The organism is Deinococcus gobiensis I-0, assembly GCF_000252445.1.
In the GTDB taxonomy this organism is placed as follows: domain Bacteria; phylum Deinococcota; class Deinococci; order Deinococcales; family Deinococcaceae; genus Deinococcus; species Deinococcus gobiensis.
Genome location: NC_017793.1, coordinates 18367 through 35658 on the forward strand (window position 1 = coordinate 18367; position 17292 = coordinate 35658).

7 protein-coding genes are annotated in these 17292 nt (G+C 49.7%); 4 read left to right on the forward strand and 3 right to left on the reverse strand.

Annotated elements, in window-relative coordinates:
* Nucleotides 1-900 precede the first annotated feature (900 nt).
* Complete coding sequence (locus tag DGO_RS20735; RefSeq protein WP_043805304.1) at nucleotides 901-2136, forward strand: hypothetical protein; 1236 nt, start codon at nucleotides 901-903, stop codon at nucleotides 2134-2136.
* Nucleotides 2137-2147: 11 nt separating this feature from the next.
* Nucleotides 2148-3509 (forward strand): replicative DNA helicase, encoded by a 1362-nt coding sequence (dnaB, locus tag DGO_RS20740; RefSeq protein ID WP_043805350.1) that lies wholly within the window; start codon nucleotides 2148-2150, stop codon nucleotides 3507-3509.
* A gap of 663 nt (nucleotides 3510-4172) precedes the next feature.
* On the opposite strand, the gene DGO_RS22925 is transcribed toward dnaB, so the two are convergent.
* From DGO_RS22925 to DGO_RS22935, 3 genes are read right to left on the reverse strand one after another with little or no spacing between them, the layout of a single operon-like run.
* Nucleotides 4173-4586: an ankyrin repeat domain-containing protein gene (locus DGO_RS22925; protein ID WP_014686973.1), complete on the reverse strand. Its 414-nt coding sequence runs from the start codon at nucleotides 4584-4586 to the stop codon at nucleotides 4173-4175.
* A gap of 3 nt (nucleotides 4587-4589) precedes the next feature.
* Nucleotides 4590-7250 (reverse strand): polymorphic toxin-type HINT domain-containing protein, encoded by a 2661-nt coding sequence (locus DGO_RS22930; RefSeq protein WP_145975610.1) that lies wholly within the window; start codon nucleotides 7248-7250, stop codon nucleotides 4590-4592.
* Between the two features lie 23 nt (nucleotides 7251-7273).
* On the reverse strand, nucleotides 7274-13831 hold the full coding sequence (locus tag DGO_RS22935; protein WP_169331078.1) for an RHS repeat protein: 6558 nt from the start codon (nucleotides 13829-13831) through the stop codon (nucleotides 7274-7276).
* 311 nt (nucleotides 13832-14142) lie between these two features.
* Between DGO_RS22935 and DGO_RS24575 the strand changes: the two genes are divergently transcribed.
* The gene (locus DGO_RS24575) at nucleotides 14143-15216 is read left to right on the forward strand and encodes an Ig-like domain-containing protein (protein WP_264371066.1); all 1074 of its coding nucleotides are present in this window, start codon (nucleotides 14143-14145) and stop codon (nucleotides 15214-15216) included.
* Entirely contained in the window at nucleotides 15213-17291 is a 2079-nt protein-coding gene (locus DGO_RS23690; protein ID WP_145975611.1) for a S8 family peptidase, read from the forward strand. Before DGO_RS24575 ends, DGO_RS23690 begins: the two co-directional genes overlap by 4 nt.
* Nucleotide 17292: the final 1 nt, after the last annotated feature.

Here is a 17292-nt window from a genome sequence, read left to right on the forward strand (position 1 = left end):
AGCTGCTCGAGCGCGCCATACGGCGTCACGGCGTCTCTCCCCGTACGCCGACCACCCATACCAAGGCTCTTTCCCGTCTGGTCTGGCAAGGGCTCCTGCGGATCGTCGGCCACCTGGGCAAGCGTCGCCTCTATGCCCTCACTGCTGAGGGAGAAGAGCGTCTCGAAGAGCTGGATGCAGATTGGGCCCAGGCATCAAGGGGCCAGCCCAGGCCAGCACAACCCAGGCGGAGGTCAACTGCTCAACCCGCAGGAGCGCCACACTGGCCATGCCACAAGCCTGTCTATACAGCAAAAACTGCGCTGTATACGTGGTTTTTGCTTCCCAGGCACTCTCTGTACGGATTGACGATGCACGCTACGAAGCATGTGCCAACCAGAAACCCTCTGACGCTAGAGATATGCATTTAGCGCGCTCCGCCCCCACCACCCACACCCTCTCGTCCTGCGGGGCAGATCGTCACATTGGCCCTGACACCTGTGAGGTCAAGCGGGGTAGCAACCAGGACTGGGTTAACGCTGGGGACATGTCCCTATCCGGCGCTGCAAGCATCTCCACTCAACAGCAGACGCTCTCCAGCTCCAGTTGTCAGATCAATTTTTTCAGCAAGGTCCTGTACTTCCAGCAACGAGGCCTCTTCTCGAAAGTCGCACAAGGTGAGGGCGGCTGCTATGCTCAGAGGCAATCCGCTGGCCGACGTGTATCCGACCAACGGGAAACCCCCAGAGTTGGTCTACGAAACCGTGTCTGGGGGCAGGTAAAAATCCCGAACTCACCTAAAGTTGTCACCGCTTGGGCAAGCGGAGGCATTCGCCTTGCACATAGTTTACGCGGCTATGTGTGCCCGGTCAACGTACCGGGCGGGATTGGTGTATCCCGATGACGCGTTGGAGTCCATTCATGAGTGCCAAGCAGGCCCGCGGTCTTGCCGCCCCCAACTACACCCAGGTCCCCAACCAGATCTTTGCCCTGATGCCGTCCATCAGCAACGCCGAGCTCCGCATCACGCTGGCCCTGATCCGTCTGACGCTCGGATGGCACCGTCAGCGTACCGAGCGGCTGAGCATTCCTGAACTGGCGGAGGCGGCTGGCATCAGCCCCAACAGTGCCAAGACCGGCCTTCAGGAAGCCATGCGGCGCGGCACCGTCCGGCGCCACAAGGCCCGCGACGAACTCAACCGGGTGACCTACCGCTACAGCCTGGTCATCGACGACGAAATCAGCGCCGAAGCCTTCGAGCGGCCGAAGAAGGAGAAAACGGGTGTTTCCGACGTGCAGAACGAGGCGAACACCCATTCATCCAGCCAAAATTTGGCCGGGTCAAAATTTGGCCGGGTGAAGCGGTTATCCAGCCAAAATTTGGCCGGATGGCCCGTGAATTCATCCAGCCAAAATTTGGCCGGATCTTATAAGGAAGAAAGAAACTATTTAGTAGTTAAAGAAAAACACACTGCTGGCGCTGACGCGCCGGTGGTGGTCACCGAAGAAAATCAGGACACGGCCCCAACCGAACTCGACCTGCAGGCAGGCCCCGCATATGCGCCTTACGGCGCGGCCTCTGACGAGGCCGGGGGCCAGCGGATCAGTCCTGTTCAGGTTGATGCGGATGTTCAGGCGAACGAGGGATCTGAACAGGCCACGAGTACTGAAGAGGTTCCGGCGGCCGGCAGCGCCGAGTCGGAACCGGAGGGGACGGCGAATCACTGGGACATGCTGCGGGCCATCACGGCGGCCCTGTACCCGGGTGTTCCCCGAATTGCCCCGAGCATCGAGAACCAGGTGGCCAGGGCCGCCAAGGAACTCCGGCTCACCGGCCTGCCGGTCACGGCGCCAGCGGAGATTCTGGCTTACATCCGGCGAGAGGAGAGCTGGCGCGACACCATCACCCCCATGACGCTGGTGACCTGCTCGGCCGCCTGGCAGCGTTCGCAGGCCAGCCGTGCGGGCGTTCAGGGGGCCGTGAAGCCCCCAGCAGCTGAGGGACCGGGGTGCCAGCCCGGAGAGCGCCGCCGCGCCCCGGATGGGCAGGTCTGGACGGTCGAGGCCATCGAACACGGGCGGATCACCTTCGCGGAATATGACGCGCCGGCCTACGTCCCGACCACGGTGGTCAGCAGCTGGGCGGTGGAGGCGTGAGCGGCCTGGATCTGCCGGTCACCCCACGTGTGCCGCCACACAACCTGGAAGCGGAATTGTCCGTTCTGGGGAGCGTGTTGCTGGACGTCAACACCCTCGACGGACCAGCCATGAGCGTGCTCCAGCCCGAAACCTTCTACCGGGAGGGGCACAGGAAGATCTTCGCGGCGCAGCTGGACCTGCGGGCCCGGGGGGTAACCCCGGATCTGGTGACCCTCACTGAGGAACTCATGCGGGTGGGGCAGATAGACGCGGTGGGGGGCGTGACCTACCTGATCGGCCTCTCGGAACAGACGCCCATGGCGGCGTATGCCGAGAGCTACGCCGCCATCGTGCGGGAGAAGTGGGTGTTGCGCCAGCTCATCAGCCAGTGCGGGCGCATGATGCAGACCGCGTACGAGGCGCAGATGCCCCTCGAGGACATGCTGGGAAAGGCCGCGCAGATCGGGCAGGGCCTGGAGACGCAGCTGGACCAGGGCGTGTATGACCTCTCCGAAGAGCTGGGTGCCTACGTGGACCTCCTACACAGTGGAGCGGGCGTGGTGCCGCTCTCCACCGGTCTGAAGGACCTGGACAGGAAGCTTGGGGGCGGACTCTTCCCGCAGACGCTGAACATCCTGGCCGCGCGCCCCAGCATGGGCAAGAGTGCCCTGATGCTCAACATCGCCGAGAGCGTAGGCGCCCACCTGGCCAGGACGGGCGAGAAGGGGCAGGTGGCGATCGTGAGCCTGGAGATGCCCCGGCAGAGTCTGGTGGCCCGCATGGTGGCGACGCGGGGACGCATCAACTCGGGCATCCTGCGCAGCGCGGCGAAGGGGGAGCGGCCCCTGGATGAATCCCAGAGCGACCGGGTTATGCGCGCCGCGGCGTACCTGGACCGCGCGCCCATCAAGCTGCTCGACGATCCGGCAGCGGACACGAACATCCGGATCCTGGCGAACAAGCTGCGGCGGATGCACCGGGAGGCGCCCTTGCGCCTGGTGGTGGTGGACTACCTGCAGCTGATGTCAACGGGACAGGAGAACCGGCAGCAGGAGGTCAGCGCGGTGTCGCGGGCGCTCAAGGGACTGGCGCGGGAACTGGACTGCGCGTTCCTGGTGCTCTCGCAGCTCGCGCGCAAGGTGGAGGAGCGCCCGAACCGCCGGCCGATGCTGAGTGACCTGCGGGAGTCGGGGGGGATCGAGCAGGATGCGGACGTGATCATGTTCATCTACCGCGACGAGTACTACAACCCAGAGACCGACAAGCACGGGATTGCGGAGATCATTGTGGGCAAGCAGCGCGATGGGGAAGTAGGTACGGTCGAGGTGCAATTCCAATCGACGCACGTGGGCTTCGCGGATCTGGCCTACCCACAGAGTGGAAGCAACTGACGTGCCTACCCTGCCCATATTCGACCACTGCCCGGAAGGTATAGCGTCTCAGACGGCTCTCCGGAAACTCGGATTCCGGTGAGGGCATCAGGTGGGCACATGGCGGTTCTACCGGCATCGAGGGCAGAACTGGGGCTGGCAGAGCGTGCCGCTGTACCGGGTCAGCGAGGCTGAGCCGCCTACGCCAGAGCAACTACTGATCCATGCATTGATTCATAGCATTACGCACCGGCATTCAGAGTTCTGGCGAATCTAGGAAGTCGGCCACCGTCCTACCTCACCTCAAGAGCCGCGTTACTCTGGCACGCTACCAATTTCCGCAGGGATCAATAGTGCAGATTGAGCGGCGAGCAGCCGTTCTTCCTGTTGGGCACGGGTGAGGCCGCTGGGCTGCCAGGGAGAAACGGTCATGCCCAATACTCCTTATTTACGCATGGATCAGTAAGCGCTGTCGAGCAGCGCACCATGTGCGCTGCTCGCTCTCCATCTGAAGCTCTACCTTAGTCACCTGCCGCGTTTATTAAAAACGTAGAGTTACTATTTTTACGGTTATTAATTAGGATGTAAGTTATAAGTTTTATTCGATTTTAAGAATAGATAATAGTTTTAATAGTTACATTAGATATAATTATGTAAGGGTCTTTATGTAAATATGTTACTGATCTATATACTTTCCAAAACATCTAAAATATCTTGACATCCATATGCTATGGCAACATCAATGGCACTTGTTCCATCGGATCCTAATAGTTTGGGCGATGCCCCATGATTTATTAGAAACTTTATCATGCTTAAGTTATTATCCTCCGGATCTTCTTGAACCATAAGACAATATAGATCTACTGCCTGTCCTAACGGGGTAAGTCCAAAATAATATGTATTAGGATCAGCTCCGTACTCTAAAAGCTTGAGAGCTATTTGTATATTATCAAACTCAATAGCAGTCTTGAGTGGTGTAATTTGATATTCATCGCTTAAGACATTGAGATCAACACCAGTCTGGCACAAATTAGATACGAGTACATAATCGTCCTGCTGTATCGCCTCAATTATTTGACTTACAACTCTCTGATCCATAAATCACCTCGATGTGACGTTTAGGGTTATTCCGGGGAAATCACTTCTAAAACGCAAGATTGCATCAGAGCAAACCTGACATGCTCCCATATAACCAGAGTTGGCTTTACTTGGTGGATCAATAAATAAATTGATTGTTCCTTTTGCATCCGGCGATAGTCTCGAACGTAATGTATCAAGAAGCTTTCTCTCACCATCTAGCATTCCTTTTATATTCTGTAATTCAAGTGTAGGATTATTAGCAACCATGACTCCAGCTCTGTTTATTAGAGTAGAACTTTTGATTTCTTTGCCACTCCAGCCGACCATTCTACCATCCAAACCAGTTACGTTAATATCTGCGTAAGCAAACGATTTTTTATTGCCTACAGTAAGTGCATTGCGTAAGGCGGTAGATTCAGCAAGACCCTCGGCCATCGAAATCGGCCCACAATTATGCACCAACCATTCATTTGTCCCAACGTAGAAGGTATGTGCCTCATCCACCGTGAGGTTGAACATCTCCTGGGTCTGCTGGACCGTAATAACGTTGGTAACCGTACCGGTCGTGCCATCGGCCTGCTTGATTTTATCGCCGATTTTGAGGTGGCCGGCACCGACCCACTTGGTGCTGAGGTCATCATGGCCCTGGGGCTTGGGCCGGGGCTGAGTGTCGATGGGGGCCGCAAGGTAGAAGGGGTGCTCGGGGGTGGTGGTGATCAGCTCCGCTTTGTCCGCCTGCTCTGGATCCTTGAGGGTCAGGTAGGTAACGCCCTGGTCTTTGGTGCCGTGGGTGATGATGTCCGTAATCGGGTAGTACCCGTTTGCATGGGTTTGTTCATTATAAGCCAGTACGGGTGTGCCAATCGAGAGTGCGGAGATAGCTACCAAGCCTTTTGCTGTTCTAACAAGTGTTTCTGAAGAAAAGGAATTTGTCCTACAGCCACTCAAGAGATCATTAGCTACAGCTTTGGTAACTGTGCCCATAGTGCTAGGAAGTAGCTTGATTCCCGCCTTGAGGCCAATACTTTTTAATCTGCTGGCCCCGCTTAATAGTCTTGCCAATATCTGCGCCTCACCTACAGGCAAAGTCAGAGCAGCCATAACTATATCGTTTTTGGCATTTTTATAATCTTGGAGCGCTAGTTCAGCTACAGATTCGTATAATAAGCCCTCCATGACCATTTCCTTATGTTTTAGTGTATCCGATAGCTTAAGCCTTACTTTTTCCGTGCCTATTATGTATTTTATGAAGCTCTCTTTAATAATGGGTGCATATTCACTGGATCTACCATAAGATGTGGCACCATCCTTACTATACTGTAGATTGTTTTCAAATTTCAGTGTCAACCCCTGGAGTGTGGTCATCTTCTCACCTTCAGAAAGGAGAGTAGTAGTCTGAATACTAAGGATTAAGTCATTTGCTGATTTAAGGAATGTTTGGTCGGAATCTACTGCGCGATTCTTAAATGAGTATTCTATTCTACTCATCAGATTCTTGGCTAATTGCTGGTTCTTAGCTTCTAATTCTTCGCTAGACATTCCATAGATTCTTTTGGCATTATTATTCCTACACTCAGCTCCTTCTGATAACGAGGAACTATATGCATTACAAATATTTGACCAGTATTCAGACTCTCCACCATTCTGATCCAATTGAATTATATCTCTCTGGCTTAATTTTTTAATCCTGTCGCCAACAATCAGATCTGAGTTCTCTAAATACAATTTGCTTTCATCCAAGACAGTATGCTTCTGTACTTCATCCAGTTCAATTGAATTTAATTTGTTCAATTCAATTGGTTTTTTATATTCTTGATTGGTTATGTTCGATTTGTCTTGTGAAGATGTTTGAGTATCACGGTATATTTGGCTGGGATCAACTAGTTTGGGAAGAGAGGGTGGGGATATATCGAGCGGGTTGAGCTTGAGACTCTCACTCAGAGACTTTAGAGGTGCATCCAACGGCTGAATCGTAGCATCTGAAATATAGAATGGCTGTGTTCCCTCCCATTGGACTTTGCTGAAATTATTATCTAGAACCGAGAAGGTCGAATCTCTAAATTCTGCTTTTGCCGTGTCGTATGTCCTTATAACTCTATCAGCATATTTTCCATAAGAGTCATAGAGGTAAGCTCCAGTTTTTCTAATAATGACTTGTAGAGAGTTATCAGAGTAATGGCTATTATTCCAATCTCTTAATACTCCATACTCATTGACCCATTTATCGTCATCAGCTATCTGTCCAGTTGAAGATATGACTTGTTGACCATATGGATCATATCTAAAATCATTGAACCGTGTAACCGTAGAATTTCCGTCAAAGTATCCCACTCTCTGGACACGTGACACGTTAAAAGATGCAACTTGATCATCTTGATTATACTTTTTAGTATATCCATTAAGTTTCATTAGTACATCGCTTGAGGCACTCCTCTCTGATATAGAGAGCCTGTTGCCGCGCGAATCTATCGAGTATTTAGTCTTAATTGTTGATTGAGAATTATCGCTATTATAGTAGATAAAGTCTTTACCGATAAGATGATTTTCATTATCAAAATAAGTTTTTTCATGTGTAGAATAGTTATAAGAGGTAGTTGTCGGTTGCCTACAATAAAATTCACCAGACTTGTTATTGCATATTGTAAGAATTTCATCCTGAGTGTATATATCTGCATTACCCACTTGCAATCCACTTGAATCATACTCTATTTTCTTATATTTAGTTGTTTTAATATTTTTTGATATTTAGCATTATATTGTTTATTGTTTTCGTCTGTAATAACTGAATTCTCCTCAGAGTAAGTATCCGTTACCTGCGGCTTGGTACCCATAAGATTTCCGGTAATTGAGTCATATATATTATCATCATTCCATATAGTTGACTCATCAATAGTATAGGCTTGCTTCTCAATAAGAACTGGTTTGATCAGCCGCGCTATGGATATCGGAGGTGTGTAGGACTGATAGGCGATTTTACCATCTAGCTCTTTATACTCTGCCTTTGAAGAGCCATCGAATTTATAGGTAATTGCAATATTTGTAGGTTTGCCGGATTCAGTAGGAGAGATATAGAACTCTTCATAAGAATCTTTAAGCTTGGATAATGCTCCGTTACCGTCGAATACAGCTGTCTCTCTACCCAATTTATCGTAACTGTTGACAGTCTTACAAACACTTCCAGCATTGCTAGTATTAGTTGTACAGCTATTATAAACACTACCATCTGTATAGTAAGTATATGATTGTCCTGAGGTAGCGTAGGAGTAAGCTTCATCCTGTCTAGGTTGATTATCAGAGCCCATACTGGGTACAATATCTGTAACGCTATAACTTACAATATTATCTCTTTCGTTGTACTTAGTATTAGAATTGGCATCACTATTTCCGAAGGAAATACCGTTTTGACCACCATATTTACTATAGAGTACGTTCGATTTAGATGGGCTTAAATGGCGAATGACTATCTTTCTTGAAGAATAGGTCTGCTTATTGGTTGGACTATACCCATACGAGAAATAGTTTTGTATATCATTATCTGATGCTTCTGATCTAGGATCACTCTCTGAACTTGGAGTATCCCATTTTTCTATCAGATTATTATTGAGATCAGACTTATAATATGTTATACTATTAGAATGCTCTAATGGTGTAATATTTTTGGTTTTTTGACGCTCATATATAGCTGTAGAGCCTAAGAAAATTCTTTTATATTTCTGTCCTATACCATTGTACAAAATCTCCTTAGAATATTCTCTTTGGGCAGGCGAAATAGCCCCAGTATAAAGGATGATTGAACCATATGAATTTTCATACCGCAAGTTACCTATACTATCGTAAGAATAGGTAATTAAGTTTCCAGAAGATATAGATGGCTGATCATTATTCTTAGATCCCATTGAGTTTATTTTAGTGAGTACATTGCCTTGATAGTTGGAATCAGTCTTGGCGACAGGTAGATTATCTAATCTATAAAATATATTTTTCCATCTCTTAGGAGTATTTTCGCCTATTCTGGGTAGAGATTCGGAAATTACCTTACCACTGCTATTATATGCATATTCTACAATTTTACCCCTTTCTAATTTCTTGGTTAGATTATTTGATAAATCGTATGTATAAGACGAAGTCAAGCCATTAGGAAAGTGTTTTTCATCCACTGACCCTTGATAACCCTTTTCTATCTTTCCAAGAAGATTTCCATTTAAATCATATGAAAATTCAGTTGTAATTCCATTAGGATTTTTATTATAAATTAATCTACCTAGAGAATCATACTTGTTTTCCGTCAAAGTATCATATCCAGGCATAGTATTTACGATATTTGACTTTGTGATTCTACCCATAGCATCATATTCAAACTCTGTCTGGGTACCAATGTTTGGGCCAGCCGAATCATTCATATATGCGGTCCATTGCTGAGTAGGATAAGGACTATTACCATATTGCAAGTACTTCATTCGTGAATGAGTCTGACTCGGTTGGGTATAGTCAAATTTATCATAAAAAGCGCTAGTGTTGATATTATTATCTGGTTCCCAAATCTCCTCAATTAAAAAATCTGGCGTATACGTATACACCTTATTGACTATACCATTGTTATTAACTTCTATGATTGGAAGATCCAGTCTATTGTAAAATACAGATGAAATATTACCGTTACCATCTATAGATTGATATACTTTACCAGCAGCGTTATAGGATGAATAGGTGTCTAACGTATACGAGCCAAATGCTACCTTTTTAAAATCCTCTTCACTTTCTTTCCAAACCTGCTGAGAGTTTTTTATAGGCTGATTTGAGTTATCGTATTCTATCCTCTCTGTATAGCCTCTTGGGTCAATTCTTGTTATAAGATTACCAAAAGAGTCGTAAGTAGAAGTAGTCTCTGCAATCTCTCCTTGAAGGGGCATGCTCATATTAGATGGAGAAACGGTACCATTAATTAAGGTTTTTGTTAATGTCTCTAGATCCTGCCAATTATATTCATGCTCTTCGTATTGACGTCGCGTGTCATTGTATGGTGAATTCGAAGCTTGAGGGCCTAGCTTCTTAATTAGTCTACCAAAAGAGTCATAAGTGAAGTAGCTTGTTCTAGCATCTTCACTATCAAGCATAGTAAGTCTATTATCTATACTCTGCGTTATATTCCCGAAAGCATCAAAAGAGTTTTTTATATTTCCAGCATCTACCTCACCATTTTTGAAGGTTTCTTGCAATCTTAAACCTAGACTATTATTAGTATATTCAATAGTAGTAGACTTTTTACTTAAAGTATCGGTTTTGATAATTTTTTTGATTGAGCTACCTGGAGAGTATTCAGTCTGAACTGTAATCCCGTTTGAAGATTCAGTTTTTACAATACGATCCATAGTATCAAATGTATCTTTGACTACGTAACTATTTCCACCAGTAGTCTTAGAGCTAGAAATTATCCTACCATAGTCGTCGTAAATATATTCTTCTTTAATCCTAATATTAGAAGGAGAAATTCTAAACCCAGCTCTATCGCTCTTACCTTTTTCTATTCCAATTAGTCTAGAATCCGCAAATGAGTATTTAAATAGTGTAAGGTTATCTGGTATACCTTCCCATTCTCCTATAATTTCTCCTGTAGGATAGCGATTAAATTGTTTTGCTTTAGCGGTTTTAAGAGATTCACCACCGTATAGCATAACATCAGCCACTATATCGCCGAATCCACTATAGGCAGTTATGGTTAATCGGTCACTAAAGTTGTTTATTAGGTTATTTAAGCCATTAGTTCCTTTGGAAAATGATATACTAGAATTAAACGAATTGAGGTCTCGTCTATAGTATTGATTACCATATTCATCATAAGTGAACTCTGATTTTCTACCGTTGCTGTTAACAAGTTTTATTTGATCACCGTACTGTTTGACTTTACGACTTTGCAGATTATTTAAACCATCCACCATTTCACTGTTGTAAGAAATATTTACAATATTTACATCTGATGGTAAAGAATTGTAATAAGAGTATTCGTTTGTGATATGTAGTATTCCTTTGGAATCGCCAGATCTCACTTCTGATTTTTCCAGTCTCCCAGAGCTATCATAAGAAGTGGTTGTGGATCTCTTTGCTTTGTTGTTACCATAAATAGTTTCCGTAATTGACTTTAAGGCTGAAAAATTTAAACCTAATACATTAGATGTTTCAAAGTTTTCATATCCAAACTCGTTACCACTTTTATTTGAGCCATCATCCGTATAGTTGCTAGTGATCTGATTATCTTTATCGTACTTATAGCTACTTTTGCGATAATATCCAGCAGGCGGGTTAGAATATGCTTGACTAGAATTTGAATATATGACTTCGTGTACTAAATTGCCTCGATCGTCATATAGAAATTGGGTTTGAGATTTATCCGGTTCTACCTTTATGATCAATCTTCCTAGAGTATCATATTTAAATTGAGTCAAAGAGCCCAATGTCATATTTTCACCAGTCATATTAGATGCCTGGCTATCCTTTTGACTAAAGTTTGCTAGTGTGCCGTCAGAGTTAAATTGATATACTTTGAGTTTGTCACCCTGAGATTGTGAGACCTCGGTACCCCAAGAAAGGGTTTTGTAATTAATGAAAGTGTCTAGAAGTCCAGTTTGTTTAATTGATATAACTCGTTGTTGGTCATCATAGCCATACTCATTGGATATAAGTTTCTCTAGTCCAAGTGCTGGCCGTTGAATCTTCCATAATCTAGGCTCACCGTTTGGTAGGGATGAGTACTGCAGATAATATCTACGCTGAATTCTGTTATTTAGATCGTTTCCACGTCCATTACCTGTTACAAAAGTGATACTAGAAATAACACGGCGATCACCCATTTGATTATATTCATATTTGATTTTACGTGCATATGTATCAAAATCGTTTATATCAGATAGATTGTAAAGAATATTAGTTATGTAACCTTGCTGTTCATTCCAAATATATTTTGTGACACGACCCCACCTATCTTGTACGCTTTGAAGCCGACCATTTCCTGGAGCAGTGTACGTAAATTCAGTTTTAGGGGAGCCGCTGGCAATCCCATCAGGGTCATTTTTCTCTTTGGCTGAAAGATATTGCTCATGTGGCGTCTGCGAAAAATCCGCATACTGACCATCGCCATAGAACGTGGTTCGTGTACCTTGCTTGTCGTAGAAATGCGCAACAGGTGTATTGTTGACAGAGCGAACGACAATCCACTGTTCGGAGAAGGCCGTACCAGGCCGGGGAGTGGACCGGTAGAACATGGACGAACCGTCCGTCTGATAACGCGATATCCAGGAAGGCACCGTGGAGAAATCAGGCTGATAAAGATTGAAGTCGGTGTAGCTCCCGTCGCCATCCTGGAGGACCAGTTTCTCCACAATTGGTTCGACGCGCACATCCTTGATTTCCCAATCAACGTTACCCTTGGTTGATTCGAAAATCTGAAATTGACGAATCATATGATAATCTTTTGCGTTATCCTTATTAATATTAAAAGTCGTATTGAATGTTTGCCACTGGTCATTGAGCGTGGCTCCGGTTGATGTCGTGTCATCCAAACCGTAGCCAATGTTCAGAGTGCCTGAGCGCGTGCGGCCTTGGAAAGATACATTGTATTTCCCCAGACCACGCTTTTCCTGGCCCAAGAATATCAAGCCGCTGTAGTTATTTTCCGGATGATCCGATGATTTAAGGCGAAAAAAGTTGGCGGTAGGTGTATCAATGCAGTAACCCTGCCAGTCGCTAGGACCAGAGTTGGTGAACACTGAATCCTGCCAAACATTGTTCTCAAGCTTCTGGAGCTTGAAATTTCCTACTTCCCAGTCGGGATTATTGGGTACGTCCTCACGAAGCTGGATTGCCCTATTGTCATTCGTACCGTTCTGGTTGATATCAGCTTCATAGACAAAGTTTTGCCACTGATTGGTCAATCCAACACCTATTGAATGACCATCGTCTATACCGAAGCCGATACGGAAGGGTTGGCCAGTTGACCGGGCATCAAGACTCAAGCGATAGCGACCAGGTACCAAATTTTGCCTTCGAATCAACCCGCTGATTGGGCCGTTGCAACCGCCATCTCTGGAGAAAATACGAAGCATGGGTTCCAAGGCTGGTTTCTGAAAATATCCAACCCACTCATTAGATCTATAATCTGAATCGGGTGTCAAATTACTTAGGGAACGTGTGGAGCGGACGGAAATATTTCGGATCTCCCACGCTGGATTGTCTTTAACGCCTTCAAAGATTTGGAAAGTACGATCAGCATCGTAAACTCGGCTATCATAATTATTGATCGTATATTCTGATTCAAAAGTCTGCCATTGATCATTAAGAGTAACGTCTTTACTATTATGATCATCTAGACCATAATGTACCTCTAGATTACCAGTTGATACACGGCCTTCAAACTTTATCTTGTATGTTCCCGAAGTTTTTGGGACTCCACGATGGATAATCCCACTTCGTCCGTCTGTGTCTCCATCCTTCGATTCCATTCGGTAAATGGGGGTCAACGACTGCGGCCCACAGTAGCCCAGCCAATTGGATAGAACTTTGACGGGTAATTTATTCTCTCCCAAGCTCCCGCCGTTCACCTTACGGACGGAGACACCCAGAACTTCCCAATCGGGGTTATTCTTCGTCCACTCTTTGATTTGAAAAATTCTGTTTTGAGTGGACCCACTTAAATTAAAGTCTCGCGTGAAGGTCTGCATGCTATTCGTCAACATGACGTCGGTACCGCGCGAGTCATCCATGCCGAAATTGACAGGGAAGGAAGCGCCTGTGGACCGTGCCTGCACAGAAACCTGATAGGTTCCTTCTTCCAACCTACCCTCTACGAGGACGCCACTGACAGTCTTGTTCTCAGTCTGACAAAGGTTCTCATCGTTACTTTTGATAAGCGTACCGATGCTCAGTTCAGGCGCGACTCCATATCCGCCCCACTGCGAGCCCTTCAGGTTCTGGGTCTGGATCTCTTCGCTCCCACCAGATCCACTCCCCTGGAAGCCCAGAAGCCGGAGCGCCGGGCTGGTGGTGATCTGCGTGGTGGCTGGGTCTGGATCGGCGCCCGACGTGGCCTTTTTGGCATTGGCAATATCGGGAAAGACCTGGCCGGTGGCGAGATTCAAGGCATCGGTCAGGTCACCGAAGTTTTCCCCCCCTCCAAACAGCTCGTAGGGAAGCGGGGTGGTCGCCACGCCCGGCAATGGGGTGGTCTGGTACAGCGTGGCCAGGCCAGCGGAGGGCAGCAGCACCTGCGTCACGAGCAGATAGGTCAGAGCAAGGGTGGTACCGATCCGACGAGATCGATGCTCGCCGGACCACTGGATGACTGGAGGTCTTCGATAAGGTCTCATAGACTTCACCCTTATCACATATTCAATGGGACTGTTGACAACATTGAGCTATCTGGGAAAGGTCGGTCCAGACAGCCAAGAACCGGTAACTCTGGTCATATCTGCTCGACAGACCCGGTCGTATTTGAGAGGATGCTCATATGCTGCGCTTATTGACGGCCGGTCTCGGCCTGGGTCTCATTCTAAGTTCATGTGGAAGCGGTGGTACACCGCCCTCTGTGGCCATCCTCACGCCTATTTCGGAAGCCACCGTGACAGGCACGACGGCCGTACAGGTCACGCTGGATACCCAGGAGACAGGAACAGTGACGGTCTACGCCCGCGCGCGGGGAGGCACCGAGGAAGGGCGCCTCATCGGAACCGTCAATACGTCGCCCTATATCGTCACCTGGAATACCGCATCTCTTCCCGCAGGCGCTGATCTGGAGCTTTACGCCAAAGCCACCGTCAAGGGCGCCACGGGGACCAGCCCCACCGTTCCAGTCATTATCCAGAACGCCAGCAGCCCCGCGCTGCAGTACATGGTCGCGTACAACATTCCCAAGAGCAGCCTGAACCTGCAGTCGCAGGGTACGCAGCGGCAGTTACCCCCGCTTGATCCGGCCCATATTGCCCTGAGAGACATAGGCGCGTCTTCTACGGTGCCTCGGCACTCAAGCCTCATCAGCACGCAGGCCATCGGCGCAGACCGCCAGCTTGCCGTGGAATGGGCCTGGTCTCCCGTCGACGGTGCAGACGGCTACCGGGTGCTGCGTTCAGACAAGAGTGTGGCTGGCCCTTTCAGTGTTGTTGCCAACATCGCGGCGACGGCCGCCGGCGCAGCCCGGCAGACCCACACTCAATTTATTTCCGCTGAAGATGCTAAAGACGTCGGGAGCCGTGTCTTCGGGGCCGTCCGCAGCCTGAGTGGGGTCGCCCAGACCGAGTCGGCCACCTCCGCTGCTGGCCGGGCCGTCTTTATGGACGAGCAACTGGTGGCCAGTCCCGTAAAGGGCCAGGTGGTCGAGAAGGGGCAGCCCGTCCTCACCTGGACAGCCCTGCCCGGAGCTACGGGTTACCTGTACTTCCTCTGCGACCGCCCCTGCGGTGAACAGAAATCGCAGTTCCTGTGGACCAACCCGCTCAATGGAGGGAAGTACGTCACCACCACGCAGCTCAGCGCAGCCTACCCGAGTGCCCGTGAGCCCCTACCCAGAGGGACGTACCATTGGTGGGTCGCGGGCGTGCGTCAGGAAGGAGACCGGGTGGTCAGCCTGAGCTACAGCGAGTCGCGCACCCTGGTTGTTCCGTGAACTGCCGCCTCGGCAGCGCGCTTTTGCTGACGGCCCTTCTGGTGGGGTGTGGCGCAGGGGAGCCTCCCAAACCAGACGCCTTCGTCCTGACAACGGCTCTGCCTGCACCGGCGACGCCAGGCCAGACAGTGACCCTGTACGGCCGGCTGCCAGCTGGAGAAAGCAGCGTCACCCTGGATGGCCTGCAGGGTGACCCCATAACGGTGCAGGCCGTCCCGGTCAAAGAAGGCCTGCAATTTGTTCTTCCTCCGACCCTGCTCGCCGACCTCTACGAGGTGACGCTGCAGGGGGTGTCTGGACAGAAGGTGCTCCTTGACGTCGTGCCCAAGATTGAACGGGTCACCCTTACTGGTTCGACGCTGGTCATTGAGGGTGCTGGCTGGGGAACCGATCCCAGCCGGGCCGGGATCGAAGTCAACCGGCAGTATCTCCCCGTCACGGGGACAGCGACGAGCCTTCAGACGATCGTCAATGCGAGTCAGGATATCTCTGGCACGGCCAGTGACCTTTACGGGGTATTCAACGTCCGTGTCCTCGTGGGGGAGCGGGCCAGTGAAACCAGGACGGTCCGCAAAGAAGCGGCGCGACTGGAAGGCAGAGTGTACCGTCCCCTGGAAAATCAGGCCTCTGCCACAGCTTCAGGGTTCTCTGCCCAGGCCCTTCGTCCCGCTGTGATCAACCCCGCCACCACAACCCTGCTGGTTCCGGCGGGAGCCACCCTTCCTCCCCAGGAGCTGGCAGGCATACGCCCTCTGCCCCTTCTCAACTCTCAGCAGGCCCGGTACACCTCGGTGCGGGGGGCACAACGCGCCCTGGATCTGCTGCTGCAACAGGGCGTAGCAGCTGAGTTCGATCAACGTATGCAGGTTCAGGACACCCAGAAGACGGAGCTGCCCCTCCATCTGGGGACCCAGGCGGTGACCGACCGACAATGGTTCTGGCCTCTTCTCGGGCTACAGGAAGCCTGGAAGACGACAGAGGGCAAAGGGATTACCGTTGCCGTGATTGACACGGGGGTGGCCAGCAATCATCCAGACCTGCGCAGTACCCTTCTCCCGGGACGCGACTACGTGGATGGTGACCTGACTCCCCAGGACGTCAGTGGACATGGAACTCATGTTGCGGGTCTGATTGGCGCGCATGGTCAGGTTAAGGGCGCCGCGCCGCAGGTTGCGCTTCTCCCAGTCCGTGTCATCGGTCCAGACGGCGGGTCAGTGAGTGATCTTATCCAGGGCCTGCTGTGGGCAGCGGGATTGGACCCCGAACACCCCAATCCTCATCCCGCGCAGGTCATCAACCTGTCACTGGGCACGCCTGAATACAGCGAGCGTCTGGCTGAGGCGGTGCAGCAGGTGCTGAAGGCCGGTGTGATTGTGGTGGCCGCAACTGGGAACGATGGTGGATTGCCCTATTCCCCAGCCAATCTGCCTGGAGTGATCGCAGTCACCAGCGTCAATGGGCCGGTCACGACCTACCAGCCGACCTATGCCAACCGCGGACCTGGAACCCGGATCGCAGCGTATGGCGGGGATCTCAATGCTGACCAGAACCAGGACGGCGAGCGGGACGGCATTCTGTCGACAGACATTACCAGTGCAGGTGCGCCCGGATATGCCCTGCGCAACGGAACGAGCATGGCCGCGCCGCAGGTCAGCGGTATCGCTGCTCTCCTGTTGGCACAGGGTACGCCGGCCCATCAGGTCAAGGCGCTTCTGGAGGGCCAGGCGACAGATCTTGGTGTTTCCGGGATGGACCTCACCACGGGTTGGGGACTGGTCAATGCGCGGCCTCTCCAGGGTGAAGTGGGCATGATCGCAGCTGCTTTGGACGAAAAAGGCCGCGTCATCACCTATGTCCGCCCTGAACAAGGACAGTTCACACTTAACAGTCTTCCTCCCAATACATCCATCACGGTAATTGCTGGCATGGATCGGGAGGGCAACGGTGTGATCGGCGAAGCCGGAGAACTGTTCGGTACCGTCAAGACCACCACTTCAACTGCCGGACAGATCAGCAAGGCCGCGATCACTCTTCAGCCCACAGACGGCAGGTCTGCGGTCGCACTCAACAAGTAAA